Consider the following 16,477-nt stretch of genomic DNA (forward strand, 5'->3'; position numbering starts at 1 on the left):
CGTAGAGCGATAGCCCGAGGAGGTCTTCATGGAAGAACTGTTGCCGTACTACGAGCGCGAACTGGTCTACCTGAACACCGTCGGCCGCGAGCTCGCCCACCAGTACCCGCGGCTGGCCGCCGAGCTGGGGCTGGGGCCGGAGGGCAGCGAAGACCCCCACATCCGGCGCCTGATCCAGGCCTGCGCGCTGCTCAACGCGCGCACCGCGAAAAAGCTCGACGACGACTATCCGGAGCTGACCGAAGCCCTGCTGGACAGCCTGTATCCGCACTTCCTGCACGGGTTGCCGAGCTGCTCGATCGCGCAGGTGGACGGCGGCGATCCGCAGGCCCGGGCCGGCAAGATCGAGCACGTGCAGGCGGTGCCGCGCGGCACCGAGATGAGTTCGCTCAGGGCGCGCGGCGCGCCGTGCACCTTTCGCACCACGGCCGAACTGGCGCTGGCGCCGGTGAAGGTGGCGCGCGCCTGGTTCGAGCCGGTGGCCCACGTCCCGCCGCGCATCCGGCTGCCGCCGCGCGCGGGCGCGCGCATCGGCATCGCCTTCGACAGCGTGGCGCCGGCGCGCATGCTGCATGGTCGCGGCCTGCCGCGCCTGCGCCTGTACGTCGACGGCGACGCCCTGCTGTCGGCGGCGCTGATCGACGCCCTGGGCATGAACGTGGTCGAGACCTGGCTCGAGGCCGAAGGCATGGAGGGCTGGCGCCGCCTGGACGGCGCGGCGCTGCAACTGGGCGGCCTGGAGCCCGACGAGGCGCTGGTGCCGGAACCGGAGCACGCCCATCCCGCCTACCGGCTGCTGACCGAGTACTTCGCCTTCCCCGATAAATTCCACTTCCTGGACGTCGACCTGGCCCGGCTGGCGCCGCTGCTGCCGGCCGGCGCGTGCCGCTTCACCCTGCATTTCCTGCTCTCCGGCATGCATGCCGAAGCCGGCCCGGCGCGCATCCTGCGCGCGCTGTCTGCCGCCAACCTGCTCACCGGCTGCGTGCCGGTGGTGAATTTGTTCCGGCAGGCGGCGGCGCCGGTGCGCATCACGCACCGTTCGGCGATGTACGACGTGGCGCCGAGCCGGCACGAGGAGGGCGTCGAGGTGTATGCGATCGACGCCGTGCACGTGCTCAGGACCGAGGACGGCAAGGCCGCCAGCGTGGAATACCGTCCCTATTACGGACTGCGCCACGGCGAAGGGGGCGCCGCCGGCGAGCATGGCCGGCGCTACTGGTTCGCGCGCCGCGACGACAGCGGCGACAGCCGTCACCGCATGAAGATCGCTTTCACCGACGACGATTTTTCGCGGCTGGGGGAGGATGCCAGCGTGGCCTCGATCGACCTGACCTGCAGCAACGGCGCGGCCGCCTGCGGCGTCGGCATCAAGGCGCCGGGCGGCGACCTGGCCAGCGAGACCGCGACGGGCGGCCTGCCGATCCGCCTGCTGCGTAAGCCCTCTGCACCGCTGCGCTTCGGCAACCGCAACGGCACCCACTGGCGCCTGGTGACGCAACTGGCCCTGAACCACCGGTCGCTGGCCGACCTCGACGCCTTCCGCGAGACGCTGGCCCTGTACGACCTGCCGCGCTCTGGCGCCTCGCAGCGCCAGATCGCCGGCGTCAGCGCGATGGCATCGAGCCCGGCCACCGCCTGGCTGCGCAACCGTCATGGCGCGAGCCTGGTGCACGGCATCGACGTGCGCATGACGGTGGACGAGGAAGCCTTCGCCGGCAGCAGCCTGTTCGTGTTCGCGCAGGTCGTGAGCCGCTTCCTGGGCCTGTACGTGCACCTGAACAGCTTTACCCGGCTGGTGCTGGTGTCGGCGCAGAGCGACAAGGAGTTGCTGCGATGCGAGCCCCGCAACGGCAGCCTGGCGCTGGTATGAGCGGCGGCGTGACTGCCGGCGGGAGCGCCGCGCGGCGCACCGGCGCCATCGTCGACCTGTTGCGGCAGCCGCAACGCTACGAATTCTTCCAGGCCGTGCGGCTGCTGGTGAGCTGGCTGGCGCACCAGGGCATCGCACCCGAGCATGCCCTGGGCGGCCTGATCCGCTTTCGCAACAGCCTGGGGCTGGCCTTTCCGGCCAGCGAGATCGAGGCCATCGTGCCCACCACCGAGGGCGTGCCGGCGGTGAGCGTCACGCCCACGCTGATGGGTTTATTGGGCGTGATGGGGACCTTGCCGCTGCATTACACCGAACGTTTCGCGGCCTGGGAGCTCGCCGTGCGCGACGAGGGGCCGCGCGCCTTCCTCGACCTGTTGTCGAGCCGCCAGGTGGGACTGTTCTACCGGGCCTGGTGCAAGTACCGGGTACGCCATCCGATGGAACCCGGGGTCGACCGTTTCCTGCCGCTGCTGCTGGCGCTGGCAGGGGTGCCGTCGCGCGAGGACGCCATGCCCGGCGTGGAGGCGGCCAGCCTGGCCCGGTTCGCGGCGGCGCTGCGCAGCCGGGTGGTCGGCGCGGAGTCGATCGCGGGCGTGCTGAGAGCGTACTTCCGGGTGCCGGTGCGGGTCGAACAATTTACCGGACGCTGGGACGTGCTCGAGCCGGGGCAGCGCACGCGGCTCGCGAGCAGCAACTGCGTGCTGGGGGAGGGCGCGACCGCGGGAGCGCGCCTGTTGCGGCCCGAGCTGGGTATCCGCATCCGGCTGGGGCCGTTGGATGCGCGCGCCTTCGAGCGTTTCCTGCCCGGCGCCGAAGGGGCACGGGCGCTGGCCGCCTTGCTGGACCGCTTCGCGATCGAGGTGCCGTTCCGCGAACTGCAGGTGGTGCTGCGGCGCGAGGACGTCGGCGGCGCCTGCCTGGACGGCGCGGTGCGCCTGGGACTGGATGGATTCCTGTGCCCCCGGGCCGGGCGGCGCGACCGCGACGACGTATGTTATCTGCTCGATTCAATCGGGCCGGCCGAGTAATTGAATGCCGGCAGGCATGCGCGCGCCGCCGGCGCGTTGATAGATCTACAATCAATGCCAGTCAACCGCATCGCGAATCAATCGCATTGCGAATCAACGGCATCGATAAGGAGGTCATATGCAACAAGCAGAAAACATGCAGCCGGCGGACCACGTGGAACCGGCAGCCACCCAGTCCCTGCAGGGCCGGCGCGTCGCGGTCCTGATGACCGACGGCGTCGAGCAGGTCGAGTATACGGCGCCGCGCCGCTTCCTCGAGGAGCTCGGCGTGAAGGTGACCCTGGTCTCGCCGAAGAAAGTGGGCGAGGAGATCCAGGGTTTCGATCAACTGACGCCGGACCAGAAATTCAAGGTCGAACTGAGCGTGCAGGACGCCAAATCGGGCGACTACGACCTGCTGCTGCTGCCGGGCGGCGTGGCCAATCCGGACACCCTGCGCCTGAGCCCTGAATCGATCGCGTTCATCAAGGCCTTCGGCGACGAGGACAAGCCGATCGCCGCGATCTGCCATGGCCCGTGGCCGCTGATCGACGCCGGCGTGGCCGAGTCGAAGCACCTGACCAGCTGGCCGTCGCTGCAGCACGACCTGCGCAACGCCGGCGCCGAATGGTCCGATCAGGAAGTCGTCGTCGACGGCAAGCTGATCACCAGCCGCAAGCCGGACGACATCCCGGCGTTCAACGAAGCGATCCAGAAACAGCTGATGGTGCTGCAGCAGGCGGGCAGCGACCCGGGTCCGACGTCCTGACCCTGCCGCGGCGGCGTCACTGCAGGTGTTCGTACAGCGTGACGCTGCCCACCGCGATCAATACCAGGCCGCCGAAGATCTCGGCGCGCTTGCCCACCACGGCGCCGATGCGGCGGCCGATCAGTAATCCCAGCGTCACCATCGTCAGGGTCGCCAGCCCGATTGCCAGCGCCGGCCACAGGATGCCGGTGTCGGCAAAGGCCAGGCCGACGCCGACCACCAGCGCATCAATGCTGGTGGCGAAGCCGGTCAGGGCCAGCAGCCAGAACGGGCGGGCAGGATCGTCCGCGTCCGCATCCGGTTCGCTGCATCCCTCAATGATCATGCGCACGCCCAGGCCGCCGAGCAGGGCGAAGGCGATCCAGTGGTCCCAGTTCTCGACGTAGGACGCGGCAATGCTGCCGAGCGCCCAGCCGATCAGCGGCGTGACGCCCTCGATGATGCCAAACAGAATGCCGACCTTCAGGGCGTCCTTGAACAGGACGTGGGCGCGTCGGGAACCCATGGCGATCGCGACGGCGAAGGCGTCGGTGGACATGGCAAGGGCGAGAATGATGATTGCAGCGAGGGTCATGACAGCTTTCCGATCGGGCACGACACAAGGCATGCCGCGCGGCCCGATCGTCGCGCAGACATGCCAATGGTCTTGCCAACCAGAAGGCTTCCGGACCATGACGTGGAAACGTCAAGTATGTTGATGCGGAAACTTCCGTTGCGGAAGTAGGCTACTCCCCAAGGGCGGCCGCCATGGTAACGCAAGAATGGCTTGAAGACAAGAAACAAACCCGCGTGCACGAGGATGGCGCTGGCCCGGTCCGTCCGACACGCCTTGCCCCTCCGTGGGCGTGGTTTGCTCTCTCGACCAAGCTTTAAAAAAATAGCACTCATGCAAGATTCGGCAGTGGCGCGGCGACGGACCCGATCCCCGGTAACCGTGCGCTGTCCGGGGGAGCAGGCGCGTACGATGACGAAAACCTTTGCGGAGGTGCGCGTGGAGTACAAGGACTATTACAAGACCTTAAAGGTCGACAAGGACGCGTCCCCGGAGGACATCAAGAAGGCCTACCGCAAGCTCGTGCGCCAGTACCATCCGGACGTCAGCAAGCACAAGGACGCGACCGAGAAGACCAAGGAAATCAACGAAGCCTACGACGTGCTGGGCGACGCCGAAAAGCGGGCGGCCTACGACGACCTGGGCCGCCGCGGCCGGCAGACCGGCGACGGATTCCGGCCGCCGCCGGACTGGGCCTCGCAGTACGACTTCTCCGACGCCGGCGCCGGCACCGACGACTTCCTCGCCGACCTGTTTGCGCACATGGGGCGCCGTGGCCGTGCGGGCGGCGGCGCGGGCGGGGGCTTTGGCGGCGCGGGCTTCCAGATGCGCGGCGAAGACATCCATGCCGCCATCACGATCGACCTGCGCGACGCCTATACCGGCGCGACGCGCAACATCAGCCTGCGCGTGCCGGTGCAGGACGCGCAGGGCCAGGTGACGATGCAGGAAAAGACCCTGAGCGTGAGCATTCCGAAGGGCGTCACCCCCGGCCAGCAGTTGCGGCTGGCGGGGCAGGGCCAGCCCGGGGTCGGGGGCGGTCCGGCCGGCGACCTGTACCTGGAAATCCAATTTAGGGAAGACCCGCGCTACCGGGTGGAGGGCGCGAACGTGTACGAGACCGTGCCGGTGGCGCCGTGGGAAGCGGCGCTGGGCGCGAAAATACCGGTGCCGACGCCCTCCGGGACGGTCGAGGTGTCGGTTCCCGCGGGCTCGCAAACGGGCCGCAAGCTGCGCCTGAAGGCGCGCGGGATCCCGGCCGCCACGCCGGGCGACCTGTACCTGATCCTCGAGGTGGTACTGCCCCCGGCCAATACCGCGCGCGCGAAAGAGCTGTACGAACAGATGGCGCGCGAGATGTCTTTCAATCCGCGTGCAGACATGGGAGCCTGAACGATGCGACAGCCACAGACCCTGACCGGCGTGCTGCTGGAAGAGATGGCCCTGAGCCTGGACGAACTGGCGCGGGCGGCGAACGTGGAACCGGAGTGGGTGGTGCGCCACGTGCAGGCCGGCGTGCTGGGCGGCGAGCCGGTGCTGCAGGTGACGAGCCTGCGTTTCGGCAGTAGCGACCTGGACCGCGTGCGGCGCCTGCTCAGCATCGAGCGCGACTTCGACGCCAACGAGCAGATCGCGGCGCTGGTGATCGACCTGAGCGACGAGGTACGGCGACTGCGCACGCGAATGCGCGTGCTGGGGCTCAAGTAGGGGGCGATGCCGCCGGCGCGCGGAGCCGGTCGGGCCGCCTGTATTCGATCCCGTCGATGTCGCTCACCGTTCGCTTTCGGCATGGAGGCCATATGGAAAATCAGGATTTACCCTTGCAGGGAACGCGCGTTGCCATGCTGATGACGGACGGTGTGGAACAGGTCGAATACACGTCACCACGACGTTTTCTGGAGGAACGTGGGGCCACGGTAGTGCTGGTGTCGCCGAAGAACGTCGGGGACGAGGTCCAGGCGTTCAACGACCTGGTGCCAGCTGATAAATTCAAGGTGGAGATGCACGTGCGTGACGCGCGGACGGTGGACTTCGATGCGCTCGTGCTGCCGGGCGGGGTGGCCAATCCCGATCAGCTGCGCCTGAGCGAAGAGGCCATCGCGTTCATCCGCGCCTTCGGAGACGAAGAGAAGGAAAAGCCGATCGCCGCGATCTGCCACGGGCCGTGGACGCTGATCGACGCGGGCGTGGCGCAGGCCAAGCACATGACCAGCTGGCCATCGTTGCGCCGCGACCTGTTGAACGCCGGGGCCGAGTGGACCGACGATCCGGTGGTGATTGACGACAAATTGATCACCAGCCGACATCCCGGCGATCTGCCGGCCTTTAACGAGGCGCTGCTGAAAGAGCTGCTGATACCGCCGGGGACGGATCCGGGGCCGACGGCTTAGGGGCAAGGCCCGGGTTGATGCGGCGTGTCCGTTGCCGGTGTGGTCGTCCTGGGGCGCTCGCTTGCGGCGACAGGCCAGGGCCGGCAGGGCAGGAAAAAGAAAACCCGCTGACGAAGCAGCGGTCAGCAAAAAGAAAACCCGCTGACGAAGCAGCGGATAGCAAAAAGAAAACCCGCTGACGAAGCAGCGGATAGCAAAAAGAAAACCCGCTGACAAAGCAGCGGGTTAGCGGAATTTTTGGTGGAGGCGGCGGGAATCGAACCCGCGTCCGCAAGCACTCTACAGACAGTTCTACATACTTAGCACTATCATTTGATTTGACCTGTACAACGGGGATGTGCACCCTTTGTACAAGCGAGTTACCTTAAATTTCGGAAGCAACCAAGTAACCCGGTTGAGTCCTAGCCTCTGTAAATGACTCTACTAGTCTTGCGACTCACCCCAGAGGCGAGGTGTTGTAGAGCTAGCAGCAATTAAGCTGCTTGTGCGTACGAGTTATCGTTTGCAGTTATTGATTTCTGGATGTATTTACGAGGTAACCAGTCCTCGGTATGCCCTGCGCTGCTTTGCAACCCACGTCGAAACCAGGTCGCCCCCAGACGTCAAGAAACCCTATTGTACTCCAAGCGCGGATGATGTACAGGCTTGTTCCCTTAGCGCCTGCTTAAAGTCTGCTGTCGTAAAGCCGAGTCAGTTTACCGCGACGCATTCCAAAATCACCTGAACTGGCCGAGGCAGCTGGCATGCCGGCGCTGCGCGCCAAGGGCTTGCTCGAGCGGCTGCGCTGCGCCGGCAACGTGCCGGCCGTGTCGCTCTCCATCCAGTAGATGGCGATCCTGCGCGCGATTCCAGTGCTGCACATGTTCCCGACCGATATCATCGTCGACGTGTTCAAAAAAATGCCGCAGACTGAAGCGTCCGCTGCCAAGGGACAGAGAGGATAAGTCAGTACTTGCTTCGCTTGCTTAGCGGCCGTTGCGGTTGGCGATTTCATTGCCGATGATGCCGCCGCCGATCACGCCGGCCACGGTGGCCAGCTTCTTGCCATTGCCGCCGCCGATCTGGTTGCCGATCAGGCCGCCGATGACGGCGCCGGTGCCGATGCCGACGTAGTTCGGTTGGGCCGGGGCAGGGGCCGGCTGGGAGTAGCGCGGCTCTTCGTAGCGCACCGGCTGCGGCTTGGCGTGCACGACGCGGGTTCGCTCGACCACCTTCACCACCGGCTTCTCCTTGACGATCACGGTCGGCTGCGGCTGCACCTGGGCGACCGGCTGGGCATACGCCACCTGCTGGGCCGGGACCATCGCGGGCACCATTGCCGGGACCATCTGCTGACCGTTGGCCGCCATCGGCGCCATCTGGCCAGGCTGGGCAGCGTAGCCGTTCATCGGCGCCTGCATGCCGGCCTGCGGCATGGCGTATGGCGCGGCGGCTGCCAGCGGCATGCCTGCCTCTGGCGCGCTCTTCGACGTCGGCAGCAGGCCGGTGATCGCGGCGGCGCCAGTCAGGCTCACGATGATGACCGACGCGGCGGCAGCGGCCATCATTGGGTGGATGCGGTTGGTAGTGGTGTTTTCCATGATCTGCTCCGAGTGTTGGCGTGTTCGTATGGGAGTAGATTACTGGCGAGCCCGACGCAGAGATAGACGTGTCGCTGTATCAATCGTAAATAGATGTAAGCACAGCGCCAAAGAAAAACGGCGCCGCGAATGGGCGCCGTCCGGAGGTGGAGGTCAGCTTCAGGCGGCGCGCTCGGCCTGGCGCGCCGCTTCGGATACCTGGCCCAGCAGCGCCAGCAGCGCGGCCGGCGTGTCGAGCAGGTAATCCGCGCCCCAGGTCGACGGTTCGATCGCGCCGCAATAGCCCCAGGCGCAGGCGACGGTGACCATGCCGGCGGCGCGCCCGGCTTCGATGTCGCGCAGGTCGTCACCCACGTACCAGCACTGTTCTGGTGCAAGGCCGAGGCGGCGCGCGCCTTCCAGCAGCGGGGCGGGGTGGGGTTTGGCGAAGCCCGTGGTGTCGCCCGAGACGATGCAGCCGGCGTGCGCCAGCGCGATCTGCGGCACCAGCGGATCGGTGAAGCGCGACGGCTTGTTGGTGACGATGCCCCAGACCATGCCGGCGTCCGTGATGCCGTCCAGCAGCTCGGGGATGCCGTCGAACAGCGTCGTATGCAGCGACATCGCCGACTGGTAGCGGTTGAACCAGGCCAGGCGCAGTTCCTCGTAGCCCTCGTCGCCCGGCGCTAGGCCGAAGGCGGCGCCGATCATGCCGCGCGCGCCGCTCGATGCGGTCGGGCGCAGCACCTCATAGGGGGTCGGGTCCAGGCCGCGCTCGAGGCGCAGCCAGTTCACGGCCGCGGCGAGGTCGGGCGCCGTATCGGCCAGGGTGCCGTCGAGGTCGAACAGGATGGCACGCGGTGCCGGCATCACGGTCGGAAAGTTCATGTCGTTCAGAGCGGTTTGCTGCACGCCACCATGTAGTTCACGTCGGTGTCGTTGTTCAGCGAATAGATTTTGGTCAGCGGGTTGTAGGTCAGGCCCTTCAGGCTGTCGACCTGCAGGCCGGCCTGGCGCACGAACTGGGCCAGCTCGGCGGGCGTGATGAACTTGGCGTAGTCGTGGGTGCCGCGCGGCAGCATGCGCAGCACGTACTCGGCGCCGATCACGGCGAACAGGTAGGACTTCGGATTGCGGTTCAGGGTCGAAAAGAACACATGGCCGCCCGGCTTGACCAGCTTGGCGGCGGCGCGCACGATCGAGGCCGGGTCGGGTACATGCTCCAGCATTTCCATGCAGGTGACGACGTCGAACTGGCCGGCTTCCTGTTCGGCCATCTCTTCGGCCGCGATGTGCTTGTAGCGCACTTCCACGCCCGATTCCAGGCTATGCAGGTCGGCGACCTTGAGCGCCTTCTTGGACAGGTCGATGCCGGTGACCTTGGCGCCCTTGCGCGCCATCGATTCGGACAGCACGCCGCCGCCGCAACCGATGTCGATCACGTTCTTGCCGCTCAGTGGCGCGCGCGCATTGATCCACTCGAGGCGCAAGGGGTTGATTTCGTGCAGCGGACGGAATTCGGAGGTCGGGTCCCACCAGCGGTGGGCCAGTTCGCTGAACTTCTGGATTTCTAATGGGTCTGCGTTTGTCGTCGTCATGGCCCGAATAATAGCGGATTTGGTGCAGGGGAACGGCTCACCAATGAAAAAACCCCGCCGCAGCGGGGTTTCGAAGGCGTCAGCCTGGATTACTTGTTGACGGTACGGGTACCGACGACTTCGATTTCCACGCGACGGTTCTGTGCGCGGCCTTCGGCGGTCTTGTTGTCCGCCTTCGGCTGGCTTTCGCCCTTGCCTTCGGTGTAGATGCGGGTCTCTTCGATGCCTTTGCCTTTCAGGTAGGCCTTGACGGCTTCGGCGCGACGGATCGACAGCTTCTGGTTGTAGGCATCGGTGCCGATCGAGTCGGTGTGGCCGACGGCGATGATGACTTCCAGGTTCATGTCGCCCAGCTTGGCGCTCAGCTCATCCAGCGAGGCCTTGCCGGCCGGCTTCAGGATCGCCTTGTCGAAGTCGAAGAAGGCGTCGGCCGAGTAGCTGACTTTTTCCGAGGTCGGCACCGGTGCGGCCACTGGCGCTGGCGCAGGAGCCGGCGCAGGCGCTGCCACTGGCGGCGGCGCGACGCACTTGCCGTTTTCAAGTTTCTCTGGCTCGACGCACAGCGGTGCATCGCAACCTGGGACCGCGTCGGCCGGGGTCCAGTAGCCGGTGCGCCAGCACAGGCCGAAAGGATTGCGCGCGATCACGCCGCGGGCGTCTTGTACATAGGCGCTGTAAGGGGTCCGGGCCTGGATGTCGGTGGTCAGCGGTGCGTAGGGTGGGGCGCTTTGGGCAGAGGCGACGCCCGCGATTGCGGCCGACGCTGCGAGCAGGACAGTGATCAGTTTCTTCATATTCTTTTCCTTTTCGGTTAATTCCGTAGCGATTCAGACAGGCTCGATGTGGTCATAAGATTAACATGGCGGTCGCACCCGTCTGTTTCGTATTGTGAAACAAGCAATTGACTTCCTGTCCATTTTGCCACATGCACCAAAATCGCACGACTGCACCCAAATCAAACAATGAGCATTAATCGCTTGACGTTGTTTCCCCGCAACATTTCTTCATGCGTAGCCGACCGGCAACGACAATCCGCGAAATTTCGCGCATCCCGCCGTTCCATCGGCGATTTCCAGCGTCCGGAGCAGGCCGGCCGGAATTGAGCAACGGCCATCTGCCGCATGGTAGAATCCTCCGTTGCAACTTATAACCATCGCCTGAAAGCAGTCGACCCGCCCAATGGATCAATTCGCAAAAGAAACAGTCCCGATTTCCCTCGAAGAAGAGATGCGCAAGAGCTACCTCGATTACGCCATGAGCGTGATCGTGGGCCGTGCGCTGCCGGACGTACGGGACGGCCTGAAGCCGGTGCACCGCCGCGTGCTCTACGCGATGCACGAGATGAACAACGTGTGGAACCGTCCCTATCTCAAGTGCGCGCGCGTGGTCGGCGACACGATGGGTAAGTTCCACCCGCACGGCGACTCGTCGATCTACGACACCCTGGTCCGCATGGCCCAGGACTTCTCGCTGCGCTACACCCTGGTCGATGGCCAGGGCAACTTCGGCTCGATCGACGGCGACAGCGCCGCGGCGATGCGTTACACCGAATGCCGCCTCGACCGCATCGCCGGCGAGATCCTGGCCGACATCGACAAGGACACCGTCGATTTCCAGCCTAACTACGACGGCAAGGAAAAAGAGCCGACGGTGTTGCCGACCCGCATCCCGAACCTGCTGATCAACGGTTCGTCCGGCATCGCGGTCGGCATGGCGACCAATATCCCGCCGCACAACCTGTCCGAAGTGATCGCCGGCGCGATGCACGTGCTGCGCAATCCCGACTGCACCATCGACGAGCTGATCGAACTGATCCCGGCGCCGGACTTCCCGACCGCCGGCATCATCTATGGCGTCTCGGGCGTGCGCGACGGTTATCGCACCGGCCGCGGCCGCGTGGTGATGCGCGCCAAGACCCACTTCGAGGAAGTGGGCCGCGACGGCAACCGCACCGCGATCATCGTCGACGAGCTGCCATACCAGGTCAACAAGAAGTCGCTGCTCGAGCGCATCGCCGAAAACGTGCGCGACAAGAAGCTCGAAGGCATTTCCGACATCCGCGACGAGTCCGACAAATCGGGCATGCGCGTGGTGATCGAACTCAAGCGCGGCGAAGTGCCAGAAGTCGTGCTGAACAATCTGTACAAGCAGACCCAGCTGCAAGACACCTTCGGCATGAATATGGTGGCGCTGGTCAATGGCCAGCCGAAGTTGCTGAACCTCAAGCAGATGCTCGAGTGCTTCCTGTCGCACCGGCGCGAAGTGGTCACCCGCCGCACCGTGTTCGAGCTGCGCAAGGCGCGCGACCGCGGCCACATGCTCGAGGGCCTGGCCGTCGCGCTGGCCAATATCGACGACTTCATCGCCATCATCAAGGCCGCGCCGACCCCGCCGGTCGCCAAGGTCGAGCTGATGGAGCGCGCCTGGGATTCGTCGCTGGTGCGCGAGATGCTTAACCGTACCGAACTGGGCGAATCCGGCGGCATCGCGGCGTTCCGTCCCGAGCACCTGCCGAAGCACTACGGCATGCAGCAGAACGGCATGTACAAGCTGTCGGACGAGCAGGCGCAAGAGATCCTGCAGATGCGCCTGCAGCGCCTGACGGGCCTCGAGCAGGACAAGATCGTCAACGAGTACAAGGAAGTGATGTCCCACATCGCCGACCTGCTCGACATCCTGTCCAAGCCGGAGCGCGTCACCACGATCATCGTCGACGAGATGGCCGCCATCAAGGCCGAGTACGCCGACAACGGCAAGGACACCCGCCGCTCGTCCATCGAGCACAATGCCAGCGACCTCGAGACCGAAGACCTGATCACCCCGCAGGACATGGTGGTGACCCTGTCGCACTCCGGCTACATGAAGGCGCAGCCGATCTCCGAATACCGCGCCCAGAAGCGCGGCGGCCGCGGCAAGCAGGCGACGGCGACCAAGGACGAAGACTGGATCGACCAGCTGTTCATCGCCAATACGCACGACTACATGCTGTGCTTCAGCAACCGTGGCCGGATGTACTGGCTCAAGGTGTGGGAAGTGCCGCAAGGCTCGCGCAATTCGCGCGGCAAGCCGATCGTCAACATGTTCCCGCTGCAGGACAACGAGAAGATCACCGTCGTGCTGCCGCTGCAGGGCGAGAACCGCACCTTCCCCGAAGACCATTACGTCTTCATGTCGACCTCGCTGGGCACGGTCAAGAAGACGCCGCTGCGCGACTTTTCGAACCCGCGCAAGGCTGGCATCATCGCGGTCGACCTGGACGAAGGCGACGTGCTGGTCGGCGCCGCGCTCACCGACGGCAAGCACGACGTGATGCTGTTCTCCGACGCCGGCAAGGCCGTGCGCTTCGACGAGAACGACGTGCGTCCGATGGGCCGCACCGCGCGCGGCGTGCGCGGCATGAACCTGGAAGAAGGCCAGCAGGTCATCGCGCTGCTGGTGGCCGAGAGCGAAGAGCAGACCGTCCTCACCGCCACCGAGAACGGCTTCGGCAAGCGTACCCCGATCACGGAGTACACCCGCCACGGCCGCGGCACCAAGGGCATGATCGCGATCCAGACCAGCGAGCGTAACGGTAAAGTGGTGGCCGCGACCCTGGTCGAGCCGAGCGACGAGATCATGCTGATCACGACTGGCGGCGTGCTGATCCGCACGCGTGTGTCCGAAATCCGCGAGATGGGCCGCGCGACCCAGGGCGTGACCCTGATCGCGGTGGAAGATGGCACCAAGCTGTCCGGCCTGCAGCGCATCGTCGAGACCGACCTCGAAGAAGTCGAGCTCGAACCGGCGCCGGAATGATGGCGCCCGGGTGCAAGCGCGTGCGTGGAAACTGCACGCGCTTGCACCCTCCGTTCAATGCAATGGGCGCCAGCGCCCGCCTGGAAAACCAATGAAGAACATCCTGCTCGCCGTGACCTGCGCCGCCGCCTTCGCCGGCGTTCCTTCGCTCGTTTTCGCGCAAGACGCCGCGCCGGCCGCTGCCGCCCAGGGCAGCGAGCAAGAGCGCGCCGCCGTCAAGGAACTGCTGGCAGCGATGGACGTGCGCAAGATGATGCTGGCCTCGTTCACCGAGATGGAGACGGCGCTGCCGCAGATGATGCGTTCGCAGATGACGGCCGTGATCAATGCCGATCCGACCGCCAGCGACGAGAAGAAGCAGGCGGCCATGGCCAGGGTCGAGCAGGTGCTGCCGGGCGCCATCGAGGCGATCAACCGCATGTTCCGCGATCCGGCGCTGGTCGACGAGATGATGGCCGAGATCGGCCCGCTGTACGCCCGCAATTACAGCGTCGCCGAACTGAAGGAACTGGCTGCCTTCTACCGCACCCCGCTGGGCCAGAAGATGCTGGCCCTGTCCCCGCGCCTGGCCGCCGAAAGCATGGCGGCGGGCCAGAAGATCGTCGCGCCGCGCCTGAACGGCCTGATGCTGGAAGTGATGCAGAACGCCCAGGCCAAATAAACCATAGAAAGGACCGCATGACCCAGATCTTCAACTTCTCGGCCGGCCCCGCCGTCCTTCCGAAAGAAGTGCTGCAGCAGGCGGCGAGCGAGATGCTCGACTGGCACGGCAGCGGCATGTCGGTGATGGAGATGAGCCATCGCGGTCCAGAATTTTCCAGCATCCACCGCCAGGCGCTGGACGACCTGCGCGAGCTGCTGGACGTGCCGGCCAACTACAAAATCCTGTTCCAGCAGGGCGGGGGGCTGGGCCAGAACGCCATCGTGCCGCTCAACCTGGCCGGGCGCCGCCAAGACCCGGTGATCGACTTCGTCCACACCGGTTCGTGGTCGGGCAAGTCGATCAAGGAAGCGGCGCGCTATGCGCGCGTGAACGTCGCCGCCTCGAGCGAGGCGGAAGGGTTTGCCCGGGTCCCGCCGCGCGATTCCTGGCGCCTGTCGCCGGACGCCGCCTACCTGCACATCTGCACCAACGAGACCATCGACGGCGTCGAATACCCGGACGCGCCCAGGATGGATCCAATGAGCGACCCCGATATGCCGATCGTGGCCGACATGTCCTCGCACATCCTGTCGCGCAAGATCGACGTCTCGAAATACGGCGTGATCTTTGCCGGCGCCCAGAAGAATATCGGGCCGGCCGGCCTGACCCTGGTGATCGTGCGCGACGACCTGCTGGACCATGCGTCGCCGCAGTGCCCGTCGGCCTTCCACTGGAAGACCTGCGCCGAGCATGATTCGCTGTACAACACGCCGCCGACCTATGCGATCTATATCGCGGGCCTGGTGTTCGCCTGGCTCAAGGCCAACGGCGGCGTGGCGGCGATGGAGGCGCGCAACATCGAGAAGGCGAAGCTGTTGTACGAGGCGCTCGATCGCGACGATTTCTACAGCAATCGCGTGGCGCCCGAGTTCCGTTCGCGCATGAACGTGCCGTTCTACCTGCGCGACGAATCGCTGAACCAATCATTCCTGGCCGGCGCACAAGCGCGCGGTCTGCTGCAACTGAAGGGCCACAAGTCCGTCGGCGGCATGCGGGCATCGATCTACAACGCGATGCCGATCGAGGGCGTACAGGCCCTCGTCGATTACTTGAACGAGTTCGCCGGTCGTTGAGACTCGCCCCGGCATGCCGGGGCTTTCAGGCGTGCAGCACCGGTCAGGCGAACCAATCGACCACACAGCATAACGATGACAGACAAACTCAAACCCCTGCGCGAACGCATCGATGCGATCGACGCGCAAATCCTCTCGCTGTTGAGCGAGCGCGGCAAGGTCGCGCAAGAGGTCGGCCACGTCAAGGCCGAAACCAACGCCCCCGTATTCCGTCCCGAGCGCGAAGCCCAGGTGCTGCGCGGCGTCGCCGAGCGCAATCCCGGTCCGCTCAAGGACAAGGACGTGCAAACCATCTTCCGCGAGATCATGTCGTCCTGCCGCGCGCTCGAAAAGCGCGTGACGGTCGCCTATCTGGGCCCGACCGGCACCTTCAGCGAGCAGGCCGTGTTCCAGCAGTTCGGCACCGCCATCGAGACGCTGCCGTGCGTGTCGATCGACGAGGTGTTCCGCGCCACCGAGGCCGGCACTGCCGATTTCGGCGTGGTCCCGGTCGAGAACTCGTCCGAAGGCGCGATCAACCGGTCGCTCGACCTGCTCCTGGCGACCACCACCATCATCAGCGGCGAGGTGTCGATCGCCGTGCACCACAGCCTGATGAGCAAGACCGGTTCGATGGACGGCGTGAAGACCATCTGCGCGCATTCGCAGGCGCTGGCCCAGTGCCAGGTCTGGCTCAACCTGCACCACCCGCACCTCGAGCGCCGCGCCGTGGCCTCGAACGCCGAGGCGGCCGTGCTGGCGAGCCAGGATCCGACGGTCGCCGCGATCGCCAGCGAGATGGCGGGCGAGCAGTATCAGCTGGGCGTGGTCCAGGCCCACATCCAGGACGATCCGCACAACCGCACGCGCTTCGTGGTGATCGGCCAGCTGCAGACCGGTCCTTCTGGCCGCGACCGCACCGGCATCGTGCTGGCCGTGCCGAACAAGGCCGGCGCCGTCTACAACCTGCTGGCGCCGCTCGAAAAGCATGGCGTGTCGATGACCCGCTTCGAATCGCGCCCGGCGCGCATCGGCACCTGGGAGTATTACTTCTACGTCGACATCGAGGGCCATGTGCACGACGCCCCGGTCGCGCGCGCGCTCGAGGAACTGAAGGACAACGCCGCCTTCTTCAAGGTGCTGGGCTCGTACCCGCAAAGCCTTTAACCATCAGAGAG

15 protein-coding genes, 1 other RNA gene and 1 riboswitch are annotated in these 16,477 nt (G+C 65.7%); of the genes, 10 read left to right on the forward strand and 6 right to left on the reverse strand.

The annotated features are described in order from the left end of the window. The first annotated feature begins 28 nt into the window (after window positions 1-28). From tssF to ACZ9AQ_RS12885, 3 genes are all read left to right on the forward strand, one after another. Window positions 29-1,873: a type VI secretion system baseplate subunit TssF gene (gene tssF / locus ACZ9AQ_RS12875; protein ID WP_429205167.1), complete on the forward strand. Its 1,845-nt coding sequence runs from the start codon at window positions 29-31 to the stop codon at window positions 1,871-1,873. Further along, a complete protein-coding gene (gene tssG, locus ACZ9AQ_RS12880) occupies window positions 1,870-2,901 on the forward strand; it encodes a type VI secretion system baseplate subunit TssG (protein WP_429205166.1) in 1,032 nt (343 codons plus the stop codon). Before tssF ends, tssG begins: the two co-directional genes overlap by 4 nt. Window positions 2,902-3,019: 118 nt before the next feature. Continuing rightward, a complete protein-coding gene (locus ACZ9AQ_RS12885; protein ID WP_429205165.1) occupies window positions 3,020-3,649 on the forward strand; it encodes a type 1 glutamine amidotransferase domain-containing protein in 630 nt (209 codons plus the stop codon). A gap of 16 nt (window positions 3,650-3,665) precedes the next feature. Here the strand turns inward: ACZ9AQ_RS12885 and ACZ9AQ_RS12890 are convergent, their stop codons facing one another. Then, window positions 3,666-4,223, reverse strand: coding sequence for a manganese efflux pump MntP (locus ACZ9AQ_RS12890; RefSeq protein ID WP_429205164.1), 558 nt, complete (start codon window positions 4,221-4,223; stop codon window positions 3,666-3,668). A 3-nt stretch (window positions 4,224-4,226) separates the two neighbouring features. Then, window positions 4,227-4,400: riboswitch (yybP-ykoY riboswitch) on the reverse strand. Between the two features lie 240 nt (window positions 4,401-4,640). Between ACZ9AQ_RS12890 and ACZ9AQ_RS12895 the strand changes: the two genes are divergently transcribed. The 3 genes from ACZ9AQ_RS12895 (at window position 4,641) to ACZ9AQ_RS12905 (ending at window position 6,592) form a co-directional block, all read left to right on the forward strand. Continuing rightward, window positions 4,641-5,594: a DnaJ C-terminal domain-containing protein gene (locus tag ACZ9AQ_RS12895; protein WP_429205292.1), complete on the forward strand. Its 954-nt coding sequence runs from the start codon at window positions 4,641-4,643 to the stop codon at window positions 5,592-5,594. Window positions 5,595-5,597: 3 nt separating this feature from the next. Continuing rightward, entirely contained in the window at window positions 5,598-5,909 is a 312-nt protein-coding gene (locus ACZ9AQ_RS12900; RefSeq protein WP_429205163.1) for a chaperone modulator CbpM, read from the forward strand. Between the two features lie 92 nt (window positions 5,910-6,001). Then, entirely contained in the window at window positions 6,002-6,592 is a 591-nt protein-coding gene (locus ACZ9AQ_RS12905) for a type 1 glutamine amidotransferase domain-containing protein (protein WP_429205161.1), read from the forward strand. 238 nt (window positions 6,593-6,830) lie between these two features. Here ACZ9AQ_RS12905 and ssrA read toward each other — a convergent pair. From ssrA to ompA, 5 genes are all read right to left on the reverse strand, one after another. Beyond that, window positions 6,831-7,189: a transfer-messenger RNA gene (gene ssrA, locus ACZ9AQ_RS12910) on the reverse strand. A 368-nt stretch (window positions 7,190-7,557) separates the two neighbouring features. Beyond that, the gene (locus tag ACZ9AQ_RS12915; protein ID WP_429205160.1) at window positions 7,558-8,172 is read right to left on the reverse strand and encodes a glycine zipper 2TM domain-containing protein; all 615 of its coding nucleotides are present in this window, start codon (window positions 8,170-8,172) and stop codon (window positions 7,558-7,560) included. A 159-nt stretch (window positions 8,173-8,331) separates the two neighbouring features. Beyond that, a complete protein-coding gene (locus tag ACZ9AQ_RS12920; RefSeq protein WP_429205159.1) occupies window positions 8,332-9,039 on the reverse strand; it encodes an HAD family hydrolase in 708 nt (235 codons plus the stop codon). Window positions 9,040-9,044: 5 nt separating this feature from the next. Continuing rightward, window positions 9,045-9,749 (reverse strand): bifunctional 2-polyprenyl-6-hydroxyphenol methylase/3-demethylubiquinol 3-O-methyltransferase UbiG, encoded by a 705-nt coding sequence (ubiG, locus tag ACZ9AQ_RS12925; protein ID WP_429205157.1) that lies wholly within the window; start codon window positions 9,747-9,749, stop codon window positions 9,045-9,047. Between the two features lie 89 nt (window positions 9,750-9,838). Continuing rightward, window positions 9,839-10,543, reverse strand: a complete 705-nt coding sequence (gene ompA / locus ACZ9AQ_RS12930; RefSeq protein WP_429205156.1) for an outer membrane protein OmpA — start codon at window positions 10,541-10,543, stop codon at window positions 9,839-9,841. A gap of 385 nt (window positions 10,544-10,928) precedes the next feature. On the opposite strand from ompA, the gene gyrA reads away from it, so the two are divergent. From gyrA to pheA, 4 genes are all read left to right on the forward strand, one after another. After that, window positions 10,929-13,544, forward strand: a complete 2,616-nt coding sequence (gene gyrA / locus ACZ9AQ_RS12935) for a DNA gyrase subunit A (protein ID WP_429205154.1) — start codon at window positions 10,929-10,931, stop codon at window positions 13,542-13,544. Window positions 13,545-13,635: 91 nt separating this feature from the next. Next, the gene (locus ACZ9AQ_RS12940; protein WP_429205153.1) at window positions 13,636-14,205 is read left to right on the forward strand and encodes a DUF2059 domain-containing protein; all 570 of its coding nucleotides are present in this window, start codon (window positions 13,636-13,638) and stop codon (window positions 14,203-14,205) included. A 17-nt stretch (window positions 14,206-14,222) separates the two neighbouring features. Further along, entirely contained in the window at window positions 14,223-15,320 is a 1,098-nt protein-coding gene (gene serC, locus ACZ9AQ_RS12945) for a 3-phosphoserine/phosphohydroxythreonine transaminase (protein ID WP_429205151.1), read from the forward strand. A gap of 75 nt (window positions 15,321-15,395) precedes the next feature. Beyond that, window positions 15,396-16,466, forward strand: a complete 1,071-nt coding sequence (gene pheA / locus ACZ9AQ_RS12950) for a prephenate dehydratase (RefSeq protein WP_429205149.1) — start codon at window positions 15,396-15,398, stop codon at window positions 16,464-16,466. Window positions 16,467-16,477: the final 11 nt, after the last annotated feature.

Source organism: Massilia sp. UYP34, assembly GCF_056279385.1.

Excerpts from the sequence above, each read along its gene's own strand:
- serC (WP_429205151.1), top strand. The coding sequence starts at position 14,223 with ATGACCCAGATCTTCAACTTCTCGGCCGGCCCCGCCGTCCTTCCGAAA.
- ompA (WP_429205156.1), bottom strand. The coding sequence starts at position 10,543 with ATGAAGAAACTGATCACTGTCCTGCTCGCAGCGTCGGCCGCAATCGCG.
- gyrA (WP_429205154.1), top strand. The coding sequence starts at position 10,929 with ATGGATCAATTCGCAAAAGAAACAGTCCCGATTTCCCTCGAAGAAGAG.
- tssG (WP_429205166.1), top strand. The coding sequence starts at position 1,870 with ATGAGCGGCGGCGTGACTGCCGGCGGGAGCGCCGCGCGGCGCACCGGC.
- ACZ9AQ_RS12940 (WP_429205153.1), top strand. The coding sequence starts at position 13,636 with ATGAAGAACATCCTGCTCGCCGTGACCTGCGCCGCCGCCTTCGCCGGC.
- ACZ9AQ_RS12900 (WP_429205163.1), top strand. The coding sequence starts at position 5,598 with ATGCGACAGCCACAGACCCTGACCGGCGTGCTGCTGGAAGAGATGGCC.
- pheA (WP_429205149.1), top strand. The coding sequence starts at position 15,396 with ATGACAGACAAACTCAAACCCCTGCGCGAACGCATCGATGCGATCGAC.
- tssF (WP_429205167.1), top strand. The coding sequence starts at position 29 with ATGGAAGAACTGTTGCCGTACTACGAGCGCGAACTGGTCTACCTGAAC.
- ubiG (WP_429205157.1), bottom strand. The coding sequence starts at position 9,749 with ATGACGACGACAAACGCAGACCCATTAGAAATCCAGAAGTTCAGCGAA.
- ACZ9AQ_RS12920 (WP_429205159.1), bottom strand. The coding sequence starts at position 9,039 with ATGAACTTTCCGACCGTGATGCCGGCACCGCGTGCCATCCTGTTCGAC.
- ACZ9AQ_RS12905 (WP_429205161.1), top strand. The coding sequence starts at position 6,002 with ATGGAAAATCAGGATTTACCCTTGCAGGGAACGCGCGTTGCCATGCTG.
- ACZ9AQ_RS12890 (WP_429205164.1), bottom strand. The coding sequence starts at position 4,223 with ATGACCCTCGCTGCAATCATCATTCTCGCCCTTGCCATGTCCACCGAC.
- ACZ9AQ_RS12885 (WP_429205165.1), top strand. The coding sequence starts at position 3,020 with ATGCAACAAGCAGAAAACATGCAGCCGGCGGACCACGTGGAACCGGCA.
- ACZ9AQ_RS12915 (WP_429205160.1), bottom strand. The coding sequence starts at position 8,172 with ATGGAAAACACCACTACCAACCGCATCCACCCAATGATGGCCGCTGCC.